The following is a 24,254-nucleotide window of genomic DNA, read 5'->3' on the forward strand; positions in this document are numbered from 1 at the left end:
ATGTTACAGCCTAAAAGAACAAAATACCGTAAGGTACAAAAGGGTAGAATGAAAGGAAATTCTCAAAGAGGACATGTACTTTCTAGTGGAATGTTTGGAATTAAATCGGTTCATGAAAAAGGAGTATTCTTAACTTCACGTCAAATCGAAGCTGCACGTATCGCTGCAACTCGTTTTATGAAGAGAGAAGGCCAATTATGGATTAATGTATTCCCAGACAAGCCTATAACTAAGAAGCCTCTTGAAGTACGTATGGGTAAGGGTAAAGGTGCAGTCGAATATTGGGCTGCAGTTTGTAAACCTGGAAAAATAATGTTTGAAGTTGGTGGTGTTCCACTATCAGTTGCAAAAGAAGCTTTACGTTTAGCAGCACAAAAACTTCCAGTGAAAACTAAGTTTGTTGTTGCAAGAGACTTTGAAGCATAATCAAAATTAATTATGAAACAATCAGAAATTATAAGTCTATCAGCAACTGAGTTACAAGAAAAACTTAGCCAGTTAAAGAAAACATACGCTGATCTAAAAAATGCTCACGCGATTTCTCCAATTGAGAATCCGTTACAACTAAGAGCTTTAAGAAGATCTGTTGCAAGAGTTACTACTGAATTGACTAAAAAGTTACAATAATTGTACACTGCTGAAAGATGGAAAAAAGAAATTTAAGAAAAGAGAGAATTGGGGTTGTTACTAGCAACAAAATGACAAAATCTATTGTTGTTTCTGAAACAAGAAGAGTAAAACACCCATTATACGGTAAGTTCGTGTTAAAAACTAAGAAATACGTTGCACACGACGAAACAAACGACTGTAACATTGGAGATACTGTAAAGATCATGGAAACACGACCTATGAGTAAATTGAAATGTTGGAGATTAGTTGAAATCATTGAAAGAGCTAAATAATTATGGTACAACAAGAATCAAGATTAAAAGTAGCAGACAATACAGGAGCAAAAGAAGTTTTGACTATCCGTGTATTAGGAGGAACGAAACGTCGTTATGCCTCTGTAGGTGATAAAATTGTAGTTTCTATAAAAGACACTGCTCCTAACGGAAGTGTAAAAAAAGGAGCTGTATCAACTGCAGTTGTTGTACGTACTAGAAAAGAAGTGAGAAGAGCTGATGGATCTTACATCCGTTTTGACGATAACGCATGTGTATTGTTAAACGCTGCAGGTGAAATGAGAGGGACTCGTGTTTTTGGACCAGTTGCCAGAGAACTTCGTGAAAAACAATTCATGAAAATTGTATCATTAGCACCAGAGGTGCTTTAATTCTAAAAAATGATGACAAAGTTAAAAGTAAAATCAGGAGATTTAGTTAGAGTAATTGCTGGAGACCATAAAGGTGAAGAAGGTAAAATCGTAACTATTCTACGTGAAAAAAATAAAGCGATTGTTGAAGGTGTAAATATGGTTTCAAAACATACTAAACCTAGCGCAACTAATCCACAAGGTGGAATCGTAAAGAAAGAAGCAGCTGTTCATATTTCTAACCTGTCTTTAATCGACCCTAAGTCAAATGAAACGACTAAAGTTGGTTTTAAACAAGAAGGAGATAAGAAAGTGAGATTCTCAAAAAAATCTAATCAAGTATTATAGTGATGGCTTACATACCTAGACTAAAAGAAGAATATAAGAGCAGAGTAATTTCTGCACTTACGGAAGAATTCGGTTACAAAAACGTAATGCAAGTGCCAAAACTTGAAAAAATCGTTGTAAGCCGTGGAGTTGGAGCAGCTGTTTCTGATAAGAAATTAGTAGATTATGCTGTTGAAGAAATGACAAAAATTACCGGACAACAAGCGGTAGCTACTATTTCTAAGAAAGACGTTGCGTCTTTCAAATTAAGAAAAGGTATGCCAATTGGAGCTAAAGTAACTTTGCGTGGTGAAAGAATGTATGAGTTTTTAGATAGACTTGTAACTTCAGCTTTACCACGTGTAAGAGATTTTGGTGGAATTAAATCTGATGGATTTGATGGAAGAGGTAATTATAATTTAGGAGTTTTAGAGCAAATCATTTTCCCAGAAATTGATATTGATAAAGTTAACAAAATCTCTGGTTTTGATATTACATTCGTAACGTCAGCACCTACAGACAAGGAAGCAAAATCTTTATTAACAGAACTAGGATTACCTTTTAAAAAGAACTAAGATATGGCTAAAGAATCAATGAAAGCCCGCGAGGTAAAAAGAGAAGCAACAGTTGAAAAGTATGCTGAAAAAAGGAAAGCTTTGAAAAAAGCTGGAGATTATGAAGGTTTACAAAAATTACCTAAAAATGCATCTCCTGTACGTTTACACAATCGTTGTAAATTAACAGGAAGACCAAGAGGGTATATGCGTCAATTTGGACTTTCTCGTGTTACATTCCGTGAAATGGCTAATCAAGGATTAATTCCAGGTGTTAAAAAAGCATCTTGGTAATCTCGCAATAAGTTTGTACTTTTGCAATCCAAAAAATAATTTTAACTGGTTATAGGTTCATTTGGTGAGTACCATTTGAAAACCATAATCGTAATTCATACATGTTATGTATACAGATCCAATAGCGGATTATCTAACGAGAGTTAGAAATGCTGTGAGAGCTAATCACAAAGTGGTTGAGATTCCAGCATCAAACCTTAAAAAAGAAATCACAAAGATTTTATTTGATCAAGGTTATATTTTAAGTTACAAATTCGAAGATGCTACTGTTCAAGGTACTATCAAAATCGCACTTAAGTACGATAAAGAAACAAAAGAATCTGTAATAAAAGATATTCAAAGAATTAGTAAACCAGGTTTACGTAAATATTCAGGTTCTTCAGAGATTCCTAGAATTCTTAACGGTTTAGGTATTGCAATTGTTTCTACATCAAAAGGTTTGATGACAGGAAAAATGGCAAAACAACAAAACGTTGGTGGAGAAGTAATTTGTTACGTATACTAATATAAAAGAAAAATGTCAAGAATAGGTAAAAATCCAATTGCAATTCCAGCAGGAGTAACAGTAGATGTTAAAGACGCTGTGGTTACAGTAAAAGGAAAATTAGGCGAGCTTACTCAAGAATTTTCTGATGTAACGGTAAAAATAGAAGATAACCAAGTTATCGTTGAACGTTCATCAGATCACAAAGACGAGAGAGCGAAACACGGACTATATCGTTCTTTGATCAACAACATGATTGTTGGTGTTTCTGAAGGTTTTTCAAAACAATTAGAGCTAGTAGGAGTAGGTTATAGAGCATCTAATCAAGGTCAAAGACTTGATTTAGCTTTAGGATTCTCTCACAATATTGTACTAGAAGTTGTTTCTGAAGTAACTGTTGAAACAGTATCAGAGAAAGGTAAAAATCCTATAGTAAAATTATCATCATTTGACAAACAATTATTAGGTCAAGTTGCTGCTAAAATCAGAGCTTTTCGTAAACCTGAACCTTACAAAGGAAAAGGAATTAAGTTTGTAGGTGAAGTATTAAGAAGAAAAGCAGGTAAATCAGCTTAAAATTTAAGACTATGTCATTAACAAAAACGGAAAGAAGACAAAGAATAAAATTCAGAATTAGAAAGATTGTGAGCGGAACTGCTGCACAACCTAGACTAGCTGTTTTTAGATCTAATAAAGAAATCTATGCTCAAATCATAGATGATGTAAACGGTGTTACATTAGTAGCAGCATCTTCAAGAGAGAAAGGTGTTACTAAAGGAACAAACATTGAAACTGCAAATGCAGTAGGTAAGTTGGTAGCTGAAAAAGCTCTTAAAGCAGGTGTATCTACTATCACTTTTGATAGAGGAGGGTATTTATACCACGGACGTGTTAAATCATTAGCTGAAGGCGCAAGAGAAGCTGGACTTAAATTCTAAGATATATGATCAATAATTATAAAAACGTAGAACTAGTAAAACCAGGAGGACTTGATTTAAAAGACCGTTTGGTGAATGTTAATCGTGTTACTAAAGTTACAAAAGGAGGTAGAGCATTTGGTTTTTCTTCTATTGTAGTGGTGGGTGATGAAAATGGAGTTGTTGGACATGGTACTGGAAAATCTAAAGATGTTGCTGAATCAATTGCAAAAGCAGTTGAAGATGCAAAGAAAAATCTTGTTAGAATTCCATTACAAGGACAATCAGTTCCTCACGAACAAAAAGGTAAATTTGGTGGAGCAAGAGTATTTTTAATACCAGCTTCTCATGGTACTGGAGTTATTGCAGGTGGTGCAGTACGTGCGGTACTTGAGTCGGTAGGTATTCATGATGTATTATCAAAATCTCAAGGTTCATCAAACCCTCATAATGTGGTTAAAGCAACTTTCGATGCATTATTGCAAATGAGAAGCGCTTACACAGTTTCAAAACAAAGAGGAATATCTTTAGAAAAAGTATTTAAAGGTTAATAATTCAAGGAAAAAATGGCAAAAATATTAGTAAAACAAGTAAAAAGCAAAATCAATTGTCCTCTTACACAAAAGAGAACTCTTATTGCTTTAGGTCTAAAAAAAATGGGACAAGTTGTTGAGCATGATGACAACCAAGCTATCCTTGGAATGGTAAACAAAGTAAAACACTTAGTTTCTGTTGAAACTAAATAACATATACAGTTATGAATTTAAGTAATTTACAACCAGCGGAAGGTTCAACGCACAACCAAAATAAAAGATTAGGTAGAGGAGAAGGTTCTGGTAAAGGTGGTACCGCGTCACGTGGACACAAAGGAGCTAAATCTCGTTCTGGTTATTCTAAGAAAATTGGTTTTGAGGGAGGGCAAATGCCTCTTCAAAGACGTGTGCCTAAGTTCGGATTTAAAAATATTAACAGAAAAGAATATCAAGGTGTTAATCTTGATACACTTCAAATGTTAGTTGACAACGGAGTAGTAACTGATACTGTAGATTTTACAGTTTTAGTTGATACAAGATTAGCAACAAAAAATGAACTAGTTAAAATTTTAGGTAGAGGCGAATTAAAAGCGAAACTTAAAGTGAGTGGACACAAATTTACTGCTACTGCAAAAGCCGCTATTGAAGCAGCTGGTGGAGAAGTAGTAATCTTATAACAAATAGTATAGTAAAATGAAGAAATTTATAGATTCTTTAGTTAATGTTTGGAAAATCGAAGAGTTAAAAAACAGAATTCTGTTAACTCTAGGATTGTTATTGGTGTATCGTTTTGGTGCTCAAGTAACACTTCCAGGTATTGATGCTACTAAACTAGGAAATTTAACTAGCCAAACCGATCAAGGTATTGGCTGGTTAATTGACGTTTTTACAGGTGGAGCATTTTCTCAAGCATCTATTTTTGCTTTAGGAATTATGCCTTATATCTCTGCATCGATTGTAGTACAATTGATGGGAATAGCAGTTCCTTACCTACAAAAACTTCAAAAAGATGGTGAAAGTGGAAGAAAAAAGATAAACCAAATAACAAGATGGTTGACTATTGCAATTACTTTAGTTCAAGGTCCTGGTTATATTTATAATCTTTATTCAACGCTTCCTCCTGATGCATTTTTATTAGGATTTAATTCATTCCAATTTTTATTCTCAGCAGTATTAATCTTAGTTACAGGTACTATTTTTGCTATGTGGTTAGGAGAAAAGATTACTGATAAAGGTATTGGAAATGGTATTTCATTATTAATTATGGTAGGAATTATCGCTAGAATGCCACAAGCATTCATGCAAGAGATAGCATCAAGAACTTCTCAAGCAAATGGTGGTGCACTTATGATCGTAATAGAAATAATAATATGGTTACTAGTAATAGTAGCATGTGTATTGTTAGTCATGGCTGTTAGAAAAATTCAAGTTCAATATGCACGTAGAACAGTTTCTGGTGACTTTGAACAAGACTTAATGGGTGGTGGTGATAGACAATTTATACCATTAAAATTAAACGCATCGGGTGTAATGCCAATCATTTTTGCACAAGCAATTATGTTTATCCCTGCTGCATTAGCAGGATTATCACAATCTGATAATGCACAATCAATCGCAACAATGTTTAAAAATCCATTTGGATTAGTATATAATTTAGTATTTGCATTATTAATTATAGTGTTTACTTATTTTTATACTGCGATTACAATTCCAACTAATAAAATGGCGGATGATTTAAAGAGAAGCGGTGGATTTATTCCTGGTATTAAGCCAGGTTCAGAAACTTCAGACTTTTTAGATAAAATCATGTCATTAATTACGTTTCCAGGTTCATTATATTTAGCTTTAATTGCTGTGTTCCCTGCAGTTGCTGTTAGTTTATTAGGTGTTCAAGGATCGTGGGGTTATTTCTACGGAGGTACTTCGTTGTTAATTATGGTTGGAGTTGCAATAGATACTATTCAACAAATAAATTCTTATTTATTGAATAAACATTACGATGGGTTGATGAAAAGTGGTAAAAACAGAAAAGCAGTAGCTTAATTATTTATGGCAAAACAATCAGCAATAGAACAAGACGGAACAATAATTGAAGCATTATCAAATGCTATGTTTCGAGTAGAATTAGAAAACGGGCACATTGTAATTGCTCACATCTCTGGAAAAATGCGTATGCATTATATCAAATTATTACCTGGTGATAAAGTGAAACTAGAAATGAGTCCTTACGATTTGTCTAAAGCAAGAATCACATATAGATACTAAATCTAATAGCATGAAAGTAAGAGCATCAGTTAAAAAAAGAAGTGCCGAGTGCAAAATTGTACGAAGAAAAGGCAGATTATACGTAATCAACAAAAAGAATCCTAGATTTAAACAAAGACAAGGATAATTATGGCAAGAATAGCAGGGGTAGATATACCTAAACAGAAAAGAGGAGTTATTGCTTTAACATACATTTTTGGTATTGGTAATAGCAGAGCTAAAGAGATTTTAGAAAAAGCTCAAGTTAGCGAAGACAAAAAAGTTTCAGATTGGAACGATGAAGAAATCGGAGCAATTCGTGAAGCTGTATCATTTTTCAAAATTGAAGGTGAATTACGTTCAGAAGTTCAATTAAACATCAAACGTTTAATGGATATTGGTTGTAATAGAGGAATTCGTCATAGAGCGGGTCTTCCTTTAAGAGGTCAAAGAACTAAAAACAACTCAAGAACAAGAAAAGGTAAAAGAAAAACTGTTGCTAACAAGAAAAAAGCAACTAAATAATAAGTAATATGGCTAAGGCAACTACAAAAAAACGTAAAGTTATTGTTGAATCAACAGGAGAAGCTCATATTAGTGCAACTTTTAACAACATCATTATTTCTTTAACAAATAAGAAAGGTGAAGTTATTTCTTGGTCTTCAGCTGGTAAAATGGGTTTTAGAGGTTCTAAAAAGAACACTCCATACGCAGCTCAAATGGCAGCAGAAGATTGTTCAAAAGTAGCTCTTGACGCTGGTCTTAAGAAAGTAAAAGTTTACGTTAAAGGACCAGGAAACGGTAGAGAATCTGCAATCAGATCATTACATAATGGTGGAATTGAAGTTACAGAAATTATTGATGTAACACCAATGCCTCATAATGGATGTCGTCCTCCAAAAAGAAGAAGAGTTTAATCAAATATATTTACTATATTTGCACTCTTAAAAAAAATATTTTAGTATAAACTAGATAGAATTACGATTATCGAAGGATTAGACCTGAATTCATAATCTCTATCTTAAACAATTAAAAATGGCAAGATATACTGGTCCAAAAACTAAAATTGCTCGTAAATTTGGCGAAGCAATATTCGGAGAAGACAAAGCCTTCGAAAAAAGAAATTATCCTCCTGGACAACATGGAATGTCTAAAAGAAGAGGAAAAAAATCTGAATACGCAATCCAGTTAATGGAAAAGCAAAAAGCTAAATATACTTACGGTATTTTAGAAAAACAATTCAGAAACTTATTCAAAAAAGCATCTGCAGCTTCTGGTGTAACTGGAGAAATCCTTTTACAACTTTGTGAGTCAAGATTAGACAACGTAGTTTACAGAATGGGTATTGCTCCTTCTCGTAGAGGTGCACGTCAAATCGTTTCTCATAGACACGTTACTGTAAATGGTGAATTAGTGAACATTCCTTCTTATCACATCAAACCAGGTGATAAAGTAGCTGTTCGTGAAAAATCTAAATCTCTTGAAGCTATCGATCGTTCTTTATCTAATGCATCTCAAGTTTATGAGTGGATTACTTGGAACAATGATACTAAGGAAGGTACTTTTGTATCTATTCCTCAAAGACTTCAGATTCCAGAAAACATTAAAGAGCAACTAATCGTAGAGTTGTATAACAAATAAAAATACACATTAAGCGAATTATGGCAGTATTTAATTTTCAGAAGCCCGATAAAGTTATCATGATCGATTCAACCGATTTTGAAGGTAAGTTTGAATTCAGACCTTTAGAACCTGGTTACGGATTGACCGTTGGTAATGCACTTAGAAGAGTTTTACTTTCTGCATTAGAAGGTTTTGCAATAACATCAGTAAGAATTGAAGGTGTAGAACATGAGTTCTCTACAATTCCTGGTGTAGTTGAAGACGTTACAGAAATTATCCTTAATCTTAAACAAGTACGTTTTAAACGTCAAATTGAAGATATTGATAACGAATCTGTTTCAATGTCTCTATCAGGTAAAGAAGTGTTAACAGCAGGTGATTTTCAAAAATTCATCTCTGGTTTCCAAATCTTAAACCCAGATTTAATTATCTGTAACCTTGATAGCAAAACTTCAATTAATATGGAACTTACTATCGAAAAAGGTAGAGGATATGTTCCAGCAGAAGAAAACAAAAAAGCAAATGCACCAATTGGTACAATTTATACTGACTCAATTTACACACCAGTAAAAAACGTTAAGTATTCAATTGAAAACTTTCGTGTGGAACAAAAAACTGACTATGAAAAGTTAGTTTTCGAAATCCAAACAGATGGTTCAATCAATCCAAAAGACGCATTAACTGAAGCAGCTAAAACGTTGATTCATCACTTTATGTTGTTTTCTGACGAAAGAATTACACTTGAGGCTGACGAAATTGCTCAAACAGAATCTTATGACGAAGAGTCATTACACATGAGACAGTTGTTAAAAACTAAACTTGTGGATATGGATTTATCAGTAAGAGCATTAAATTGTTTAAAAGCAGCTGAAGTAGACACTTTAGGAGACTTAGTATCTTTCAACAAAAACGACTTAATGAAATTCCGTAACTTCGGTAAAAAATCTTTAACAGAATTAGACGAATTAGTCGCTGTAAAAGGTCTTACTTTCGGTATGGATTTAGCAAAATACAAATTAGATAAAGAATAAATTACTTCATATTTTGCTCTCCAATAGTGGATTGTAGCAAGATGAGGGTTAAATAAAAAGTCATGAGACACGGAAAAAAATTCAATCACTTAAGTAGACAAAAAGGACATAGAGCATCTATGCTTGCAAATATGGCTTGTTCACTTATTGAGCACAAACGTATCAATACAACAGTTGCAAAAGCGAAAGCTTTAAGAGTGTTTTTTGAGCCGTTAGTTACAAAATCAAAAGATGATACTACACATAACCGTCGTATTTGCTTCGCTTATTTAAGAGACAAATATGCTGTTACTGAGTTATTCAGAGAAGTTGCTGCTAAAGTTGGAGATCGTCCAGGTGGATACACACGTATCATCAAATTGGGTAATCGTTTAGGAGATAACGCTGATATGGCAATGATTGAGTTAGTTGACTTCAATGAATTGTACAACGGTGGTAAAAAAGAAGAGAAAAAAGGAAGAAGCCGTAGAGGTGGTAAAGCTAAAAAAGCTGAAGATACTACTACTGCTCCTGTTGCAGAAACTCCTGCTCCTGAAACTTCTGAAGAATCTACTGATAAAGCAGAATAATGAATATCAATTCATAAATACAAAAAAGGATAAGCTAATTTTTAGTTTATCCTTTTTTTTTGAATTTTAGTTTTTTGGAGCAGTAAGGTTTGGGCTTTATCTGGCTATGTAATTCCTGCTGTCCATTCTATTCCCGATAAATCGGGAGATGCCATTCCCATCAGGGCTAGAAGAGAATCTATTCAAATGTTTATAAACTTATTTTTTTAAAAAAAAGAATTACACTAAATTTGCAAAACAACACACACAACAAATGCAATACACTACAAAACAAAAAGCCATCGTATTACTAGCAGATGGAACTATCTTTCACGGTAAATCAATTGGAATTAGCGGTACAACTTTTGGAGAAGTTTGTTTCAACACTGGAATGAGCGGTTACCAAGAAATTTTTACAGATCCTTCTTATTTTGGACAAATCATGGTAACAACCAATCCTCATATTGGTAATTATGGTGTAAACGTTAACGAAGTAGAATCAAATGGAGTGAAAATTGCCGGATTAATTTGCAAAAACTTTAGTTTCAATTATTCACGACCAGATGCTTCTGAAAGTTTGTATGATTATTTTGAAAAACAAAATATCGTAGCGGTTTCAGATGTTGACACAAGAGCTTTAGTAAGTTACATTAGAGAGAATGGTGCACAAAATGCCATCATTTCTACAGACGGAACATCAATTGAAGATTTAAAAGCTCAATTAGCAAACGTTCCAAACATGAAAGGATTAGAATTATCTTCTAAAGTTTCTACGAAAGAACCATATTTTTATGGTGACGAAAAAGCTACTTATAAAGTTTCAGCCTTAGATTTAGGAATTAAAACTAATATTTTAAGAAACCTAGCCAAAAGAGATTGCTACATAAAAGTTTTTCCTTTTGATGCATCTTACGAAGATTTAAGCAGTTTTAATCCTGATGGATATTTCTTATCTAACGGACCTGGTGATCCAGAACCATTACATCAAGCACAAAAAACTGCGAAAGAAATTATAGCCAACAACAAACCTTTATTCGGAATTTGTTTAGGACATCAAGTAATAGCTTTAGCCAACGGAATTTCGACATACAAAATGTTCAACGGTCACAGAGGAATTAATCATCCTGTAAAAAATCTATTGACAGGTAAAGGAGAAATTACTTCGCAAAATCATGGTTTTGCAGTAAATAAAGAAGAATTAGAAAAACATCCAGATTTCGAAATCACACATTTACATTTAAATGATGATACTGTAGCCGGAATGCAAATGAAATCTAAAAACTGTTTTTCTGTACAATATCATCCAGAAGCAAGTCCAGGACCACATGATTCTGAATATTTGTTTGATACGTTTATAGAGAATATAAAAAAATATAAGTTACAAGAAGTTTAAAAAATGGTCAAACCTTACAGGTTTTTAAAACCTCTTAGGTTTTTTTATAAAATTCACAAAAGGTTTAAGATAAATTATCTAGCCCTGATTGTAATGGCATCCTTTTTACACCTGATAGGTTTTTATAACCTGTTAGGTGTAAAAAGATAGAATGAAAAGCAGGAAAATGATACCTAAATAAGGCCCAAGCCTTTCGCTTCTAAACTACTAAAACGTTATCGTTTATAAGTTTTAAAAGGATAGCATTGAATTGTTTTTCAATTTCGTAAGTTTGTAAAGTTTCAAAAATTCTTAAATCAAAAATCGTTAATCTTAAATCATAAATCTAAATGAGTATAATTATCAAAGTACACGCAAGACAAATATTAGATTCTCGCGGAAACCCAACAGTAGAAGTTGATGTAATTACAGAAAACGGAATTTTAGGTAGAGCAGCTGTGCCAAGTGGAGCTTCAACCGGAGAACACGAAGCAGTAGAATTACGTGATGGTGGAAAAGCCTACATGGGAAAAGGAGTTTCTAAAGCTGTTGAAAATGTAAACACGACTATTGCTGCAGAAGTTGTAGGAATGTCTGTTTTTGAGCAAAATTCTATTGATAAAATGATGATTGAATTGGATGGAACTCCCAATAAATCTAATTTAGGAGCTAATGCCATTTTAGGAGTTTCTTTAGCCGTTGCAAAAGCAGCAGCAAACGAATTAGGAATGCCTTTGTATAGATATGTTGGTGGAGTTTCTGCTAACACATTACCTGTTCCAATGATGAATATCATCAACGGTGGTTCGCATTCTGATGCTCCAATTGCATTTCAAGAATTTATGGTTATGCCGGTTAAAGCGAAAAACTTTACGCATGCTATGCAAATGGGAACTGAAATTTTCCACAATCTTAAAAAAGTATTACACGATAGAGGTTTATCAACAGCAGTTGGTGATGAAGGTGGATTTGCTCCAAATTTAGAAGGTGGAACAGAAGATGCTTTAGATTCAATCAAATTAGCCGTTACAAATGCAGGTTATACTTTTGGTGATGATGTAATGATCGCTTTAGATTGTGCTGCAGCAGAATTTTTTGTAGACGGAAAATACGATTACTCAAAATTTGAAGGAGCAACTGGAAAAGTAAGATCTTCACAAGAACAAGCTGAATATTTAGCTGATTTGACAACAAAATATCCTATCATTTCTATCGAAGACGGAATGGACGAAAATGACTGGGCTGGTTGGAAAACATTAACAGAATTAGTTGGTGATAAAGTACAATTAGTTGGGGATGATTTATTCGTGACAAACGTAGAAAGATTAGCAAAAGGAATTGCAAACGATACAGCAAACTCGATCTTAATTAAAGTCAACCAAATCGGAACTTTAACAGAAACAATTGCAGCTGTAAATATGGCACATAATGCTGGTTATACGTCAGTAATGAGTCATCGTTCTGGAGAAACAGAAGACAATACTATTGCAGATTTAGCAGTAGCTTTAAACTGTGGACAAATCAAAACGGGTTCAGCTTCACGTTCAGATAGAATGGCAAAATACAACCAATTATTAAGAATCGAAGAAGAATTAGCTGAAGTAGCTTACTTCCCAGGAATGAGAGCTTTTAAGCAGAAATAAAACAATATTATCATATTGAACTCTTGTACTGAATTTATTTCAGTATGTTTCAGTATCTAAGCCCTTCTAGAGTTTTAAACTCTAGAAGGGTTTCTTTTTTACATCAAATTCTAATTCAAAACACTCAAATTCTAAATCACCCTAAATTCCTAAAAAGTAAATGTTACATTTGTTTATCAATAGTATTAAGATGAAAGCAAAAATATTTATATATCTCTTTTTATTCCTTTCGATAGGTATTCAAGCACAAGATAAAGTGATGGATAGTTTACAAAATGAATTTAAAAAAGCAAAAAACGATATTGATAAAACAATGGTTTTAAATGCTATTGCAGATCAATACAAATATTCTGATCCAACTAAAATGGCTGAATATGGAAATCAAGCGTTACAATTAGCTAAAAAAATCAAATATAAAGTTGAAGAAGGGAATGCTTATTTAAACATTGGAACTTCAAACATTATTTTAGGCGATTATAAAAAAGCATTGGATAATTTTATTTTAGCTAAAGCTATTTTTGAAGAAAACAACACTTCATCTACTAAAAAAGAAGTGGCTCAAGGTTTAGCTAAAGCTTATGGTAGCATGGGAATTGTTTTTTCAGAACAAAGCAATTATGCAAAAGCTCTAGAATATTACCTAAAATCTGTGAAAATTTATGAAGAATTAAAGGACGAAAGTAAATGTTCTAAAATTTACAATAATATTGGAGTAGTCTATAAATCTCAAAGTTCAGATTTTAAAGCCTTAGAATATTTTATTAAAGCACAAAAAATTCAAGATAAATTACAAGATGTAAATGTCGGAATCACTTTAACCAATATTGCAAACATTTACCTTAAACAAAAAAGTTTAGACAAAGCTTCAGAATATTACACTTTAGCGAAAAAAGCTTTAGAGAAAAATCCAAATCCAAGAGCTTTAGGTGAATGGTATAATAATAAAGGTTTGTATTTTAAAGAGAAAAATCAAGATAATGATGCTGTTTCAAGTTGGGAAAATGCTATAGCAACCTTTAAAAGTATTGATGATAAATTCGGTTTAGCAGATACTTACATTTTTCTAGGGGAATTTTATTTGGAGGAAAATCAATTAGATGAAGCACTACTTAATACAAATAAAGCATTGACTTTAGCCACTGAAATTAATGTATTAGAACAAAAAGCAGTTTCAGAAAAATTATTGAGTGAGATTTATGCTAAAAAAGGTAACTCAAATTTAGCTTTAGAACATTTTCAGAAATATAGTGTAGCCAAAGACAGTTTGACTAATGAAGAAAACATCAGAAAATCGGTTGAAGCTTCCATGAATTACGAATTCGAAAAGAAGGAATTACTTCAAAAAGAAGAAAATGAAAAAAGAGAATTAGTTTTACAAGAAGAAGCTAAAAGCTCAAAACTAAAATTATTATTCGGTGCATTAATCGCTTTGTTGTTATTCGGAATTGGATTTTTAATTTACAACAGAACGCAACTGAAAAAGACTTTAACGCTACAAAAAGAATTAGCTGAATACGAACAAAAAGCCTTGCACTTACAAATGAATCCTCATTTTGTATTTAATTGTTTGGGTTCAATTTCTAGTTTTATTGTACAAAACGGAACAGATTCAGCCATAAAATATTTGTCAAAATTCTCAAAATTAATGCGTTTGACTTTAGAATATTCTAAAGAATCGTTAATTCCAATTGATAAAGAAATAGAAAGTTTGCAAAATTATTTGGAGCTGGAGCAACTACGATTTAATCACAAATTTAATTTTGATATTCAAAAAAGTGCTGATATTGAAGATGATGTAGCTTTGCCACCTTTATTAATTCAGCCTTTTGTAGAAAACGCAATAATTCATGGAGTAATTCCGAAAAAAGAAATGGGAAATGTAACAATCGATTTTTCAATAAAGGATGATTCCCTAATTTGTACTATTTTAGATGACGGAATTGGAATCAATCAATCTAAAATAAATAAAGAAAATTCAGTCGTAGCACACAAATCAATGGCTTTAGATATCATTACCAAACGATTAGAAATGATTGCTTCCTCAACAGCCAAAAAAGCTACCATTGAAATTGAAGAGTTAAATGAAAATAATGAAATTAAAGGAACAAAAGTGATTTTACAATTACCGTTACAATATGTTTTATAAATTTTGCACAAACTCTTTTAACCTTTTAACCATTTAAACTCATAACCTAAAAAAGAATGATAAAAGCCATATTAATAGACGATGACCAAAACCTGAGAGAAGGAATGAAAGGTTTGTTGGAACGATTTGCACCCAATATAGAAATCATTGGTGAAGCAGATAGTGTTGCAACTGGTATCGAAGCAATGGATACTTTAAAGCCACAAGTTGTCTTTTTGGATATTCAATTAAATGACGGGACAGGTTTTGATATTTTGGAACAATTGGCTGCGAAAAATGGAGCTATTAAGTCGAACATCGTTTTTATTACAGCACACGAACAATATGCCATAAAAGCATTTCGATTTAGTGCTTTGGATTTTTTATTGAAACCCGTTGATCCAGATGAGTTACAAAAAGTGATTGTAAAAATCGAATCGGTTTTAGAGAAAACTAATGATTATGCTCACATTGATTTGTTGTTGGAAAACATTAGAAAAAAAGTAGATAATTTCAAACGAATAGCCCTTTCTACTTCAGATGGAATTCATTTGTTTGATATCAGCGACATTATAAGATGTGAAAGTGAAGACAATTATACCAAGTTTTACATAAAAAATAATAAACCAGTACTGATTTCAAAAACGTTGAAAGAATACGAAGAATTATTAACCGAACACGGATTTGAAAGAATACATCAATCGCATTTGATTAATTTAAATTATTTGAAATCTTACATTAAAAAGGACGGTGGTTATGTAATTATGGCTGATGAAAGTCATTTACCAATTTCACAACGAAAACGAGAACGATTGCAAGAAATTTTGAAAACCATTTAATCTTTGTCATTCTGAACCTCTTGTGCTGAATTTATTTCAGTATGATTCAGAATCTAATAATCTAAAGAGGCTTCGAATTCTAACTCAAAACACTAGTTTACTCATTGAGTAATTAAAATAACAAAAAACAATATTAAATTTATATAAAATATTAAAGTCATGAAGAAAATTATACTCTTGCTTCTTTTTATAACAGGAACATTATATGCACAACCACCAATTGCGCAACCAAATGATTTAATTGTTTGTGATGATGTTTCTGGTGATGGAATTGAAGTTTTTGATTTAACCATAAATGAATCTCAAACTTTAAACGCATTAAATCCTGCTTTATATTCAATAAAATACTTTACTTCATTAGGTGATGCTCAAAACAACCTTACTCCAATTATAAGTGAAAATAGTTATATTAATACAACAAATCCTCAAACTATTTATGTAAGAGTTGAAGAAATTGCAAACTCAACAAATTTTGCTACAACGACTTTTAATTTGATTGTTAATCCATTACCATCAGCTGCAATTTCCCCTAATCCTTCTACGTGTTCAGGTGAATCGTTTAATTTAGGATTTCTTGGTACACCAAACGCAACACTTCAATATACAGTTGATGGAACTCCACAAACAATTATTTTAGATTCAAATGGATCAGCAACATTGTCATTTGCTAATTTGATTGTTAGCACTACAATATGTTTAGTTGATATTACATCTTCAACTACAGGTTGTACTCGCATATTAACAGCTTGTGAAATGATTCATGTGTTTCCTGCTCCAAACATCAATCAACCACCAAACTTGATAGTTTATGAAAATCCTTTTGATGGTTTGGCAATCTTTGATTTGACTCAAAATGAAGTAACTATGGCTAATGGTGACCCAACATTGATTTTCACTTACCATACAACATTAATGGATGCACAAAACAATACCAATGCAATTCCAAATCCAACAGCACTTGTAAATTCTACCAATCCACAAACAATATATGTAAACGCAATTAATAATGCAGGTTGTACTACTACAACTAATTTCGATTTAATAGTAATCGATTCAGTAAACGGTATCGTTTATATTCCAGATGCTAATTTTAAAGCTAAATTAATTGCTTTAGGAGTTGATACCAATACTGATGGAGAAATACAGTTTTCAGAAGCATTAGTTCCAACAGTTTTGGATGTTTCCAATTCCAATATTGCAGATTTAACCGGAATTGAAGCCTTTACTAATCTTTCAACTTTAAATTGTTCTATAAATAATTTAACAACTCTTAATCTATCTAGTAACTTGATTTTAACTAGTCTTTATTTTCCTTTTAATCCGCAATTACAAACGGTGTTTATTAAAAACGGAAGTGATGAAAGTTTAAATATAGGTTCAGGAAGTTGGTTGGAAAATTTCCTAAGTACAAATAATCCAAGTTTAGTTTATATTTGTGCAGATCAAAATCAAGTAGCAAACATTCAATCATTAGTAAGTGGTTCAGTAAATGTGAATTCGTATTGCACTAATAATCCTGGAGGAAATTATAACAGTATTTCTGGACTTATACAATATGATTTTAATAGTAATGGCTGTGATGCTTTAGATAGTCCAGCTTCTTATATGGCATTAAATTTAAGTTTGAATGCAGTTTCATTAAATGGCTCAGTTTTTACAAATTTTAATGGAAACTATATTTACAATACAAACCAAACAGGAACATACGAATTAACACCAAACATAGAAAATCCAACTTATTTTAATGTTAGCCCAAATCCAGCCAGTGTAAACATTTCGGTTATTGATAATACTACAACTACTCAAGACTTCTGTATTACACCTAACGGAGTTCATCCAGATTTAGAAATCGTAATTGCACCCATAACTCCAGCAAGACCAGGATTTGATGCTGTTTATAAAATTGTTTACAGAAATATTGGAAATACTACTTTAAGTCAACAATACGGAATCAACTTTTTCTATGATGAGAATGTGCTAGATTTTGTTTCAACTACTTATGCAACATCTTCAGTGGGTTCAGGTTCTTTGAGTTGGGATTATGCCAATTTAAAACCATTTGAAAACAGAAGTTTTTATGTTACACTTAATGTAAATGGTCCAACAGAAACTCCAGCCGTAAATATTGGTGATGTTCTAACTTTAACCGCTTCAATCTTACCTTCAGCAGGAGATGAAAACACGTTTAATAATTTATTTCAATTCAATCAAACGGTTGTGGGTTCTTATGACCCAAATGATATTACTTGTCTTCAAGGTGATGTAGTTGCGCCATCTTACATAGGACAATATCTTCATTATGTAATAAATTTTGAAAATACAGGAACGTATCAAGCAGAAAATATTGTGGTGAAAACACAAATAAATCCGGCTGACTTTGATATTACTACTTTACGTTTAATGGAAGCTTCTCATAATGTGACAACAAGAATTAATAATAATTTAGTCGAATTTATCTTTCAAACCATAAATCTAGACACAGGTGGACACGGAAATATATTATTAAAAATTAAGACTAAAGGAGATTTGCTAACAAGTGATATAGTAACCAATAAAGCCGATATTTATTTTGATTATAACTTTCCAGTGGAAACTAATTTTGCAAATACAACTTTTCAGGTTTTAAGTAATTCAGTTGTAACAATTGATAATTCAGTTGGTGTTTATCCTAACCCTGTAAATGATATGGTAAATATTAAAGCAAATACAGCAATTAGTTCTATTGAAATTTATGATGTTCAAGGAAGAATTATTCATAAGAAAATTACAAATCAAAAAACAGAATCAATTGATGTCTCTGCTTATTCAAACGGAATTTATTTCCTAAAAATAAAAACAGAAGTTGGTGAAAAAGTAGAAAAAATAGTTAAAAAATAATAATTTTGATAGTTTGTTACTTAACCCTTTTAGAATTCAAACTCTAAAGGGGTTTCTTTTTTTTAGATCAATAAAAGATTAAGAAAAATTAAGGATTTTCTAAATGAACCTAAATATCTTAATGGTTTAGAATTCTGATGAGGCTTTTTTACTACACAAAGCTAAATAACTAGTGGCTTAAGACAATTTTAATAGGCTTATTTCTAAACAATCAATTGAAATATATACCAACTTTGCAATTTTATAGAATAATTAACGAAATGTAGTTCGTTTTTCCTTTTTAATTAACAAGTAATTCAGTAATTTTGTGGGATTGATTAATTTACAAGAAAAAACACCAATACTATTATGTCAAAAACGGCTACATTAGAAATAGATGGCAAAAAATATGAGTTCCCAGTAATTGTTGGAACAGAAAATGAAGTTGCTATTGAGATTAGTACATTAAGAAGTGCAACAGGGGCAATTACAATTGATCCAGGGTACAAAAATACAGGTTCATGTAAAAGTGAAATTACTTTTTTAGATGGAGAAGAAGGAATACTAAGATATAGAGGATACTCAATTGAAGAATTAGCTGAAAAAGCTGATTTTTTAGAAGTTTCTTATTTGTTAGTCTTTGGAGAATTACCTACAAAAGTACAATTAGAGAAATTTGAAAACGACATTAGAAAACATACGTTAGTTAATGAAGAAATGAAAAACATCATTGATGGTTTTCCAAAAACAGCTCACCCAATGGGAGTTTTAGCTGCTTTGACTTCTGCATTAACGGCTTTTAATCCAAAACCGGTTAATCCAAATAACGAAAAAGAAATGTATGATGCTGTTTGTAAAACAATGGCAAAATTCTTAGTTATCGCAACTTGGACATACAGAAAATCAATGGGTTTACCATTAAATTATTATGATAACACAAAAGGATATGTAGAAAACTTCATGCGAATGATGTTTGAAATTCCAACACAACCTTATAAGTTTGACAAAAAAGTAATTGACGCTTTAGATAAATTATTTATTCTTCACGCAGATCATGAGCAAAACTGTTCTACATCTACAGTTAGAATAGTTGGTTCTTCTCACGCTGGATTATTTGCATCTATTTCTGCTGGAGTTTCTGCTCTTTGGGGACCTTTACATGGTGGAGCAAATCAAGCTGTGTTAGAAATGTTAGAAGAAATTCACAACAATGGTGGTGATGTTGCAAAATATGTTTTAAAAGCAAAAGACAAAGATGATTCATTCCGTTTAATGGGATTTGGTCATAGAGTTTATAAAAACTTTGATCCAAGAGCAACAATTATCAAACAAGCTGCTAATGATGTTTTAGATGCACTAGGTGTTGATGATCCATTATTAGACATTGCAAGAGAATTAGAAAAAGTTGCTTTAGAAGACGAATATTTCAAAGCCAGAAATTTATATCCAAACGTTGATTTCTATTCAGGAATCATTTATCGTGCTATGGGAATTCCAGTTGGAATGTTTACCGTTCTTTTTGCTATTGGACGTTTACCAGGTTGGATTGCTCAATGGAAAGAAATGCGTTTAAATGGTGAGCCAATCGGAAGACCAAGACAAGTTTACACAGGTCATACATTAAGACCTTTTACTGAAGAGAAAAACAGATAAAACAAAAAATCCCATTTCAATTTGAAATGGGATTTTTTTTAGCTATTAAAAAAAATTAATCAGCTTCTTCAAAATTATCTTTTTTACCTCTTAAATCGTCAATTTTATCTTCAGCTTTGTCAACGAAACCTGCAGCAGCTTCTTTTGCGTCTCCAGCTTTTTCTTCAACCCAATCTGAAGCATCTTCTAATTTGTCTTTTGCTGTTTCAACAAAACCAGCTACTTTTTCACCAACACCCATCTCCTCTAATTTTTCAGAGGCATCATCAATAAGGTGAGATGCTTTCTCTTTTAAATCACCAGCTACTTCTGTTGCTTTGTCGATAGCATTTTCTGTCATATCTTCAACTTTATCGCCAACATTGTCCATAGTTCCTTTTGCTTTTCCAAAAAGTGAACCAAAAAAACTTGAAATTCCCATAATTAATTTTGTTATTTGTTTTTAGTTAATCAAATGTAAATAAAAGATTTAAATAAAAATGTTATTTTATAACTATGTGAAAAATTAAACTTTTTTATTGTAAAAAAGCACAATCAGTTTTTTATCTTTGCATCTATGCTAAAAAGCAAATATATGTTACAATTAAATGTAAAAAACGAATCATCAAGATTAAGAGCTGTAGTTTTAGGTTCTGCAAAAAGTAATGGACCAACGCCAACAGTTGAAGAAGCCTACGATCCAAAATCATTAGAACATATTCTAGCAGGAACATATCCCGTAGAAGAAGATATGGTTAAAGAAATGGAAGCTTTTAATCAAGTTTTTCAAAAATATGACGTCAAAGTTTTTCGTCCAGAAATGATAGAAAATTACAATCAAATCTTTACAAGAGATATTGGTTTTGTAATTGAAGATACTTTTGTAAAAGCTAATATTCTTCCAGATAGAGAAAGAGAATTAGATGCTATTCAGTATATTATTGATCAAATTGATCCTAAAAAAGTAGTTCGTCCGCCAGAAGAAGTTCATATAGAAGGTGGTGATGTAATGGTTTGGAACGATTATATTTTTATAGGAACATACAAAGGATCAGATTATAAAGACTATATCACGGCTAGAACAAATATGGCTGGAGTAAAGTATATCAAAGAATTGTTTCCAAATAAAATTGTAAAAGAATTTGATTTAGTAAAGTCAAAAATTGAAGCCAAAGACAATGCTTTACACCTAGATTGCTGTTTTCAACCTATTGGAACAGATAAAGGAATCATTTACAAAAGTGGCTTCAGAGAAGAAGCAGATTATATGTATTTAGTCAAACTTTTTGGAAAAGAAAACTTATTTCACATTACACGTGATGAAATGTACAGTATGAATTCAAATGTATTTTCAATTGCACCAGATGTAGTAGTTTCTGAAAAAAACTTCACCAGATTAAACGCGTGGTTAAGAGAAAACGGATTTACTGTAGAAGAAATTCCGTATGCAGAGATTGCTAAACAAGAAGGCTTATTAAGATGTTCAACTTTACCTTTAATTAGAGAATAATAAAAAATGAAACAAACAACAAATTCAATCCTAATGATTCGCCCAGTTGCTTTTCGTATGAACGAACAAACAGCTGTAAATAATTATTACCAAAAAGTATTAGACGGATTAACTCCAGAAAACGTAAACGCAAAAGCACAAGAAGAGTTTGATACATTTGTGCAAAAACTAAAAATGGTTGGTGTCGATGTAACCGTAGTAGATGATACTACAAATCCAGATACTCCTGATAGTATTTTTCCAAACAACTGGGTTTCTTTTCACGAAAATGGTGATGTAGCTTTATATCCAATGTTTGCCGAAAATCGTCGTGCAGAACGTAGAGAAGATATTCTTGATTTGTTAGAAGAAAAAGGATTTAAATTAAATGACATTGTAGACTACACTTCCGCTGAAGAAGATGAAATTTTCTTAGAAGGAACAGGAAGTCTTTTATTAGATAGAGCTAATGGAAAAGCTTATTGTGCTTTATCACCAAGAGCAGACGAAGAATTAATGATTGAATTCTGTGAAGATTTTGACATGGGACCCGTTATTTTTGAAGCTTATCAAACGGTTGATGGTGAAAGAAAACTAATCTATCATACTAATGTTATGATGTGTTTAGGAGAAACGTTTGTTGTAATTTGTTCAGATTGCATTGATGATAAAAGCGAAAGAAAGCAAGTGCTAAAAAGTTTAAAAGACGACGGAAAAGAAATCATTTTAATTACAGAAGACCAAGTAAATAACTTTGCAGGTAACATGTTGCAATTAAAGGGGACAGATGATAAAAGTTATTTAGTAATGAGTAAATCAGCTCATGAAAGTTTAACGCCAGAGCAAATTGAAAAATTAGAAAAACATGCTACCATTTTAAGTTCTAGTTTAGACACTATTGAAGCTTGTGGTGGTGGAAGTGCTCGTTGCATGATGGCTGAAATATTTTTACCAAAAAACTAACATTTAAAAATATCTAGTATTAAAATTCCAAATTCCAATGTCCTTATTGGAGTTTGGAATTTTTTACTTTTTTGGAATTTTCAAAAGTTGTTTTAGCTATGTTTTTAATCATTCCGCCAAAAATAAAATAGTGAAACGGAACTAAACTATACCAATATAACCTTCCAAATAAACCTTTGGGTCTAAAAGTGGCAATTTGATGCAAAACATTATTTTCATCAATTCTGAACTCTAACCAAGCTTCACCTGGTAAACGCATTTCTGCAAACAATAACAATCTTTTTTCCTTTTTATCAGCTAATAAAACACGCCAAAAATCCAAAGAATCACCAGAAGCAATTTCATTTAAATGAGTCCTACCTCTTTGTAGGCCAACTCCACCCACAACTTTGTCCATGAAACCTCTAATTTCCCACAGCCAATTGCCATAATACCAACCTTTCTCGCCACCAATAGACCAAATATTTTCTAATACTTTTTCAGAATTTTCAATTTGAATTGATTTCTCATCTTTTAAACAACCATAAGTTGGGACTTGTATATAACCGCTTAAATCTTCTTTAAATCGACCACTTACCAAGCTATCTTTCCAACTTGAAACCACTAAATTTTGTTCAATTTTTAAGAAGGCTAATTTGATAGCTTCAACATAGGAAATAGGTTTTGTGTTTAAGATCTCTCGTAAACGATTGTCTTTGCAAATAACTTCCATTCGCATGCTATCTACTAAATTTACGGCTAATTTATAGGATGTTGAAGTCACAAAATACAACCAATAGGAAGATAATTTTGGTGTCATAACAGGTAGGGTGTAGATCCAAAGTTTTATTTTTCTCGTTTCAGCATAGGAAAGCATCATTTGTTTGTACGTAATTATGTCTGGACCACCAATGTCAAAGGAGTCGTCATAACATTTTTCATTTAGCATTACACCAATTAAATACTGAATTACATCGCGTATGGCAATAGGTTGACATTTCGTTAAAACCCATTTTGGAGTAATCATTAAAGGCAATTTTTCACACAAATCTCTAATAATTTCAAAAGAAGAACTTCCAGAGCCAACAATTATGGCGGCTCTTAAAACGGTTGTTTTAAAATTTCCTTTATATAAAATTTCTTCCACATTTAACCTAGATTGTAAATGTTTAGAAAGTATGTCTTGATTTACAATTCCACTGAGATAAACAACTTGTTTTACGCCAATTTCATTTAAGTAAATGTTGAAATTTGTAGCGGCTTTAGTTTCTAATTCATCAAATTTATCTGTAGAAGATGTCATGGAATGAATTAGGTAGAAAGCTACATCAAAAGAAGTTGGTAGATTTTCTAATTTTATTTCATCTAAAAAATCCATTTCCCAAATGCTGACTTTTTTTAACGTCGCAGTATCAAGGCCTAATCGATTTTTATTTCTAACACAACAAACAACTTCGTGACCATTATTTAATAATTCAGGTAAAAGCCGTCTGCCAACATAACCATTTGCACCAGTAAGAAGAATTCGCATAAATAGGAATTTTTCTTA

General features: G+C 32.0%; 31 protein-coding genes. 29 read left to right on the top strand and 2 right to left on the bottom strand.

The annotated features are described in order from the left end of the window. The 27 genes from rplP to AAC008_RS11155 all read left to right on the top strand — a co-directional run bounded on the left by rplP (position 1) and on the right by AAC008_RS11155 (position 20,295). Positions 1–426 (top strand): 50S ribosomal protein L16, encoded by a 426-nt coding sequence (rplP, locus tag AAC008_RS11025; RefSeq protein WP_026717860.1) that lies wholly within the window; start codon positions 1–3, stop codon positions 424–426. A gap of 12 nt (positions 427–438) precedes the next feature. Continuing rightward, entirely contained in the window at positions 439–627 is a 189-nt protein-coding gene (gene rpmC / locus AAC008_RS11030) for a 50S ribosomal protein L29 (protein WP_026717861.1), read from the top strand. Between the two features lie 17 nt (positions 628–644). Further along, a complete protein-coding gene (gene rpsQ, locus AAC008_RS11035; RefSeq protein ID WP_338378160.1) occupies positions 645–902 on the top strand; it encodes a 30S ribosomal protein S17 in 258 nt (85 codons plus the stop codon). 2 nt (positions 903–904) lie between these two features. After that, entirely contained in the window at positions 905–1,273 is a 369-nt protein-coding gene (rplN, locus tag AAC008_RS11040) for a 50S ribosomal protein L14 (protein WP_339889347.1), read from the top strand. A gap of 12 nt (positions 1,274–1,285) precedes the next feature. Beyond that, on the top strand, positions 1,286–1,600 hold the full coding sequence (gene rplX / locus AAC008_RS11045; protein ID WP_339889394.1) for a 50S ribosomal protein L24: 315 nt from the start codon (positions 1,286–1,288) through the stop codon (positions 1,598–1,600). 2 nt (positions 1,601–1,602) lie between these two features. Then, positions 1,603–2,154, top strand: coding sequence for a 50S ribosomal protein L5 (gene rplE, locus AAC008_RS11050; RefSeq protein WP_026717865.1), 552 nt, complete (start codon positions 1,603–1,605; stop codon positions 2,152–2,154). 3 nt (positions 2,155–2,157) lie between these two features. Further along, positions 2,158–2,427, top strand: a complete 270-nt coding sequence (rpsN, locus tag AAC008_RS11055) for a 30S ribosomal protein S14 (protein ID WP_026717866.1) — start codon at positions 2,158–2,160, stop codon at positions 2,425–2,427. 106 nt (positions 2,428–2,533) lie between these two features. Then, positions 2,534–2,932, top strand: a complete 399-nt coding sequence (gene rpsH / locus AAC008_RS11060; RefSeq protein ID WP_339889348.1) for a 30S ribosomal protein S8 — start codon at positions 2,534–2,536, stop codon at positions 2,930–2,932. 12 nt (positions 2,933–2,944) lie between these two features. Beyond that, positions 2,945–3,487: a 50S ribosomal protein L6 gene (gene rplF / locus AAC008_RS11065; RefSeq protein ID WP_339889349.1), complete on the top strand. Its 543-nt coding sequence runs from the start codon at positions 2,945–2,947 to the stop codon at positions 3,485–3,487. An 11-nt stretch (positions 3,488–3,498) separates the two neighbouring features. Further along, entirely contained in the window at positions 3,499–3,849 is a 351-nt protein-coding gene (gene rplR, locus AAC008_RS11070) for a 50S ribosomal protein L18 (RefSeq protein ID WP_339889350.1), read from the top strand. 5 nt (positions 3,850–3,854) lie between these two features. After that, the gene (gene rpsE, locus AAC008_RS11075) at positions 3,855–4,379 is read left to right on the top strand and encodes a 30S ribosomal protein S5 (protein ID WP_339889351.1); all 525 of its coding nucleotides are present in this window, start codon (positions 3,855–3,857) and stop codon (positions 4,377–4,379) included. A gap of 15 nt (positions 4,380–4,394) precedes the next feature. Further along, positions 4,395–4,574 (top strand): 50S ribosomal protein L30, encoded by a 180-nt coding sequence (gene rpmD / locus AAC008_RS11080; RefSeq protein WP_026717871.1) that lies wholly within the window; start codon positions 4,395–4,397, stop codon positions 4,572–4,574. A gap of 11 nt (positions 4,575–4,585) precedes the next feature. Then, positions 4,586–5,038: a 50S ribosomal protein L15 gene (gene rplO / locus AAC008_RS11085; RefSeq protein ID WP_026717872.1), complete on the top strand. Its 453-nt coding sequence runs from the start codon at positions 4,586–4,588 to the stop codon at positions 5,036–5,038. Positions 5,039–5,054: 16 nt separating this feature from the next. Beyond that, the gene (gene secY, locus AAC008_RS11090) at positions 5,055–6,404 is read left to right on the top strand and encodes a preprotein translocase subunit SecY (RefSeq protein WP_339889352.1); all 1,350 of its coding nucleotides are present in this window, start codon (positions 5,055–5,057) and stop codon (positions 6,402–6,404) included. Positions 6,405–6,410: 6 nt separating this feature from the next. After that, on the top strand, positions 6,411–6,626 hold the full coding sequence (infA, locus tag AAC008_RS11095) for a translation initiation factor IF-1 (protein ID WP_008254466.1): 216 nt from the start codon (positions 6,411–6,413) through the stop codon (positions 6,624–6,626). Between the two features lie 10 nt (positions 6,627–6,636). Beyond that, a complete protein-coding gene (gene ykgO / locus AAC008_RS11100) occupies positions 6,637–6,753 on the top strand; it encodes a type B 50S ribosomal protein L36 (RefSeq protein ID WP_073370549.1) in 117 nt (38 codons plus the stop codon). A 2-nt stretch (positions 6,754–6,755) separates the two neighbouring features. Then, entirely contained in the window at positions 6,756–7,130 is a 375-nt protein-coding gene (gene rpsM / locus AAC008_RS11105; protein ID WP_026717874.1) for a 30S ribosomal protein S13, read from the top strand. 8 nt (positions 7,131–7,138) lie between these two features. Beyond that, on the top strand, positions 7,139–7,522 hold the full coding sequence (gene rpsK, locus AAC008_RS11110; RefSeq protein ID WP_026717875.1) for a 30S ribosomal protein S11: 384 nt from the start codon (positions 7,139–7,141) through the stop codon (positions 7,520–7,522). A gap of 118 nt (positions 7,523–7,640) precedes the next feature. Next, positions 7,641–8,246 carry a 30S ribosomal protein S4 gene (gene rpsD / locus AAC008_RS11115; protein ID WP_339889353.1) on the top strand — a complete coding sequence of 202 codons (606 nt, stop codon included), beginning with the start codon at positions 7,641–7,643 and terminating at the stop codon, positions 8,244–8,246. 20 nt (positions 8,247–8,266) lie between these two features. Continuing rightward, a complete protein-coding gene (locus AAC008_RS11120; protein WP_339889354.1) occupies positions 8,267–9,259 on the top strand; it encodes a DNA-directed RNA polymerase subunit alpha in 993 nt (330 codons plus the stop codon). Positions 9,260–9,321: 62 nt separating this feature from the next. Beyond that, the gene (gene rplQ / locus AAC008_RS11125) at positions 9,322–9,828 is read left to right on the top strand and encodes a 50S ribosomal protein L17 (RefSeq protein ID WP_339889355.1); all 507 of its coding nucleotides are present in this window, start codon (positions 9,322–9,324) and stop codon (positions 9,826–9,828) included. A gap of 253 nt (positions 9,829–10,081) precedes the next feature. After that, entirely contained in the window at positions 10,082–11,200 is a 1,119-nt protein-coding gene (gene carA / locus AAC008_RS11130) for a glutamine-hydrolyzing carbamoyl-phosphate synthase small subunit (protein ID WP_339889356.1), read from the top strand. Positions 11,201–11,529: 329 nt separating this feature from the next. Further along, positions 11,530–12,822, top strand: a complete 1,293-nt coding sequence (gene eno / locus AAC008_RS11135; RefSeq protein ID WP_339889357.1) for a phosphopyruvate hydratase — start codon at positions 11,530–11,532, stop codon at positions 12,820–12,822. A 190-nt stretch (positions 12,823–13,012) separates the two neighbouring features. Continuing rightward, positions 13,013–14,968, top strand: a complete 1,956-nt coding sequence (locus tag AAC008_RS11140; RefSeq protein ID WP_339889358.1) for a histidine kinase — start codon at positions 13,013–13,015, stop codon at positions 14,966–14,968. A 56-nt stretch (positions 14,969–15,024) separates the two neighbouring features. Then, positions 15,025–15,786, top strand: coding sequence for a LytTR family DNA-binding domain-containing protein (locus tag AAC008_RS11145; protein WP_339889359.1), 762 nt, complete (start codon positions 15,025–15,027; stop codon positions 15,784–15,786). Between the two features lie 159 nt (positions 15,787–15,945). Beyond that, positions 15,946–18,663, top strand: a complete 2,718-nt coding sequence (locus AAC008_RS11150) for a T9SS type A sorting domain-containing protein (RefSeq protein WP_339889360.1) — start codon at positions 15,946–15,948, stop codon at positions 18,661–18,663. Between the two features lie 348 nt (positions 18,664–19,011). Beyond that, the gene (locus AAC008_RS11155; RefSeq protein ID WP_339889361.1) at positions 19,012–20,295 is read left to right on the top strand and encodes a citrate synthase; all 1,284 of its coding nucleotides are present in this window, start codon (positions 19,012–19,014) and stop codon (positions 20,293–20,295) included. 55 nt (positions 20,296–20,350) lie between these two features. Here the strand turns inward: AAC008_RS11155 and AAC008_RS11160 are convergent, their stop codons facing one another. Then, the gene (locus tag AAC008_RS11160; RefSeq protein WP_339889362.1) at positions 20,351–20,716 is read right to left on the bottom strand and encodes a hypothetical protein; all 366 of its coding nucleotides are present in this window, start codon (positions 20,714–20,716) and stop codon (positions 20,351–20,353) included. A gap of 153 nt (positions 20,717–20,869) precedes the next feature. Here AAC008_RS11160 and AAC008_RS11165 point away from each other — a divergent pair, with 153 nt between their 5' ends. Beyond that, the gene (locus tag AAC008_RS11165) at positions 20,870–21,784 is read left to right on the top strand and encodes an arginine deiminase family protein (RefSeq protein WP_339889363.1); all 915 of its coding nucleotides are present in this window, start codon (positions 20,870–20,872) and stop codon (positions 21,782–21,784) included. 6 nt (positions 21,785–21,790) lie between these two features. Beyond that, on the top strand, positions 21,791–22,726 hold the full coding sequence (locus tag AAC008_RS11170) for an arginine deiminase-related protein (protein ID WP_339889364.1): 936 nt from the start codon (positions 21,791–21,793) through the stop codon (positions 22,724–22,726). 43 nt (positions 22,727–22,769) lie between these two features. On the opposite strand, the gene AAC008_RS11175 is transcribed toward AAC008_RS11170, so the two are convergent. Then, entirely contained in the window at positions 22,770–24,236 is a 1,467-nt protein-coding gene (locus tag AAC008_RS11175) for an SDR family oxidoreductase (protein ID WP_339889365.1), read from the bottom strand. Between the last annotated feature and the right edge of the window lie 18 nt (positions 24,237–24,254).

The organism is uncultured Flavobacterium sp. (genome assembly GCF_963975515.1).
Classification (GTDB): Bacteria; Bacteroidota; Bacteroidia; order Flavobacteriales; family Flavobacteriaceae; genus Flavobacterium.

What these genes read in the sequence shown, in the direction of transcription:
- rplP (WP_026717860.1), top strand. Translation starts at nt 1, where the DNA reads ATGTTACAGCCTAAAAGAACAAAATACCGTAAGGTACAAAAGGGTAGA.
- AAC008_RS11160 (WP_339889362.1), bottom strand. Translation starts at nt 20,716, where the DNA reads ATGGGAATTTCAAGTTTTTTTGGTTCACTTTTTGGAAAAGCAAAAGGA.
- AAC008_RS11170 (WP_339889364.1), top strand. Translation starts at nt 21,791, where the DNA reads ATGAAACAAACAACAAATTCAATCCTAATGATTCGCCCAGTTGCTTTT.
- AAC008_RS11145 (WP_339889359.1), top strand. Translation starts at nt 15,025, where the DNA reads ATGATAAAAGCCATATTAATAGACGATGACCAAAACCTGAGAGAAGGA.
- AAC008_RS11140 (WP_339889358.1), top strand. Translation starts at nt 13,013, where the DNA reads ATGAAAGCAAAAATATTTATATATCTCTTTTTATTCCTTTCGATAGGT.
- secY (WP_339889352.1), top strand. Translation starts at nt 5,055, where the DNA reads ATGAAGAAATTTATAGATTCTTTAGTTAATGTTTGGAAAATCGAAGAG.
- eno (WP_339889357.1), top strand. Translation starts at nt 11,530, where the DNA reads ATGAGTATAATTATCAAAGTACACGCAAGACAAATATTAGATTCTCGC.
- rplN (WP_339889347.1), top strand. Translation starts at nt 905, where the DNA reads ATGGTACAACAAGAATCAAGATTAAAAGTAGCAGACAATACAGGAGCA.
- rpsH (WP_339889348.1), top strand. Translation starts at nt 2,534, where the DNA reads ATGTATACAGATCCAATAGCGGATTATCTAACGAGAGTTAGAAATGCT.
- AAC008_RS11165 (WP_339889363.1), top strand. Translation starts at nt 20,870, where the DNA reads ATGTTACAATTAAATGTAAAAAACGAATCATCAAGATTAAGAGCTGTA.
- rpsD (WP_339889353.1), top strand. Translation starts at nt 7,641, where the DNA reads ATGGCAAGATATACTGGTCCAAAAACTAAAATTGCTCGTAAATTTGGC.
- rpmD (WP_026717871.1), top strand. Translation starts at nt 4,395, where the DNA reads ATGGCAAAAATATTAGTAAAACAAGTAAAAAGCAAAATCAATTGTCCT.
- rplX (WP_339889394.1), top strand. Translation starts at nt 1,286, where the DNA reads ATGACAAAGTTAAAAGTAAAATCAGGAGATTTAGTTAGAGTAATTGCT.
- rpsQ (WP_338378160.1), top strand. Translation starts at nt 645, where the DNA reads ATGGAAAAAAGAAATTTAAGAAAAGAGAGAATTGGGGTTGTTACTAGC.
- rplF (WP_339889349.1), top strand. Translation starts at nt 2,945, where the DNA reads ATGTCAAGAATAGGTAAAAATCCAATTGCAATTCCAGCAGGAGTAACA.
- rplO (WP_026717872.1), top strand. Translation starts at nt 4,586, where the DNA reads ATGAATTTAAGTAATTTACAACCAGCGGAAGGTTCAACGCACAACCAA.
- rpmC (WP_026717861.1), top strand. Translation starts at nt 439, where the DNA reads ATGAAACAATCAGAAATTATAAGTCTATCAGCAACTGAGTTACAAGAA.
- ykgO (WP_073370549.1), top strand. Translation starts at nt 6,637, where the DNA reads ATGAAAGTAAGAGCATCAGTTAAAAAAAGAAGTGCCGAGTGCAAAATT.
- rpsK (WP_026717875.1), top strand. Translation starts at nt 7,139, where the DNA reads ATGGCTAAGGCAACTACAAAAAAACGTAAAGTTATTGTTGAATCAACA.
- AAC008_RS11175 (WP_339889365.1), bottom strand. Translation starts at nt 24,236, where the DNA reads ATGCGAATTCTTCTTACTGGTGCAAATGGTTATGTTGGCAGACGGCTT.
- AAC008_RS11155 (WP_339889361.1), top strand. Translation starts at nt 19,012, where the DNA reads ATGTCAAAAACGGCTACATTAGAAATAGATGGCAAAAAATATGAGTTC.
- rplQ (WP_339889355.1), top strand. Translation starts at nt 9,322, where the DNA reads ATGAGACACGGAAAAAAATTCAATCACTTAAGTAGACAAAAAGGACAT.
- infA (WP_008254466.1), top strand. Translation starts at nt 6,411, where the DNA reads ATGGCAAAACAATCAGCAATAGAACAAGACGGAACAATAATTGAAGCA.
- rpsN (WP_026717866.1), top strand. Translation starts at nt 2,158, where the DNA reads ATGGCTAAAGAATCAATGAAAGCCCGCGAGGTAAAAAGAGAAGCAACA.
- rplR (WP_339889350.1), top strand. Translation starts at nt 3,499, where the DNA reads ATGTCATTAACAAAAACGGAAAGAAGACAAAGAATAAAATTCAGAATT.
- AAC008_RS11120 (WP_339889354.1), top strand. Translation starts at nt 8,267, where the DNA reads ATGGCAGTATTTAATTTTCAGAAGCCCGATAAAGTTATCATGATCGAT.
- AAC008_RS11150 (WP_339889360.1), top strand. Translation starts at nt 15,946, where the DNA reads ATGAAGAAAATTATACTCTTGCTTCTTTTTATAACAGGAACATTATAT.
- rplE (WP_026717865.1), top strand. Translation starts at nt 1,603, where the DNA reads ATGGCTTACATACCTAGACTAAAAGAAGAATATAAGAGCAGAGTAATT.
- rpsE (WP_339889351.1), top strand. Translation starts at nt 3,855, where the DNA reads ATGATCAATAATTATAAAAACGTAGAACTAGTAAAACCAGGAGGACTT.
- rpsM (WP_026717874.1), top strand. Translation starts at nt 6,756, where the DNA reads ATGGCAAGAATAGCAGGGGTAGATATACCTAAACAGAAAAGAGGAGTT.
- carA (WP_339889356.1), top strand. Translation starts at nt 10,082, where the DNA reads ATGCAATACACTACAAAACAAAAAGCCATCGTATTACTAGCAGATGGA.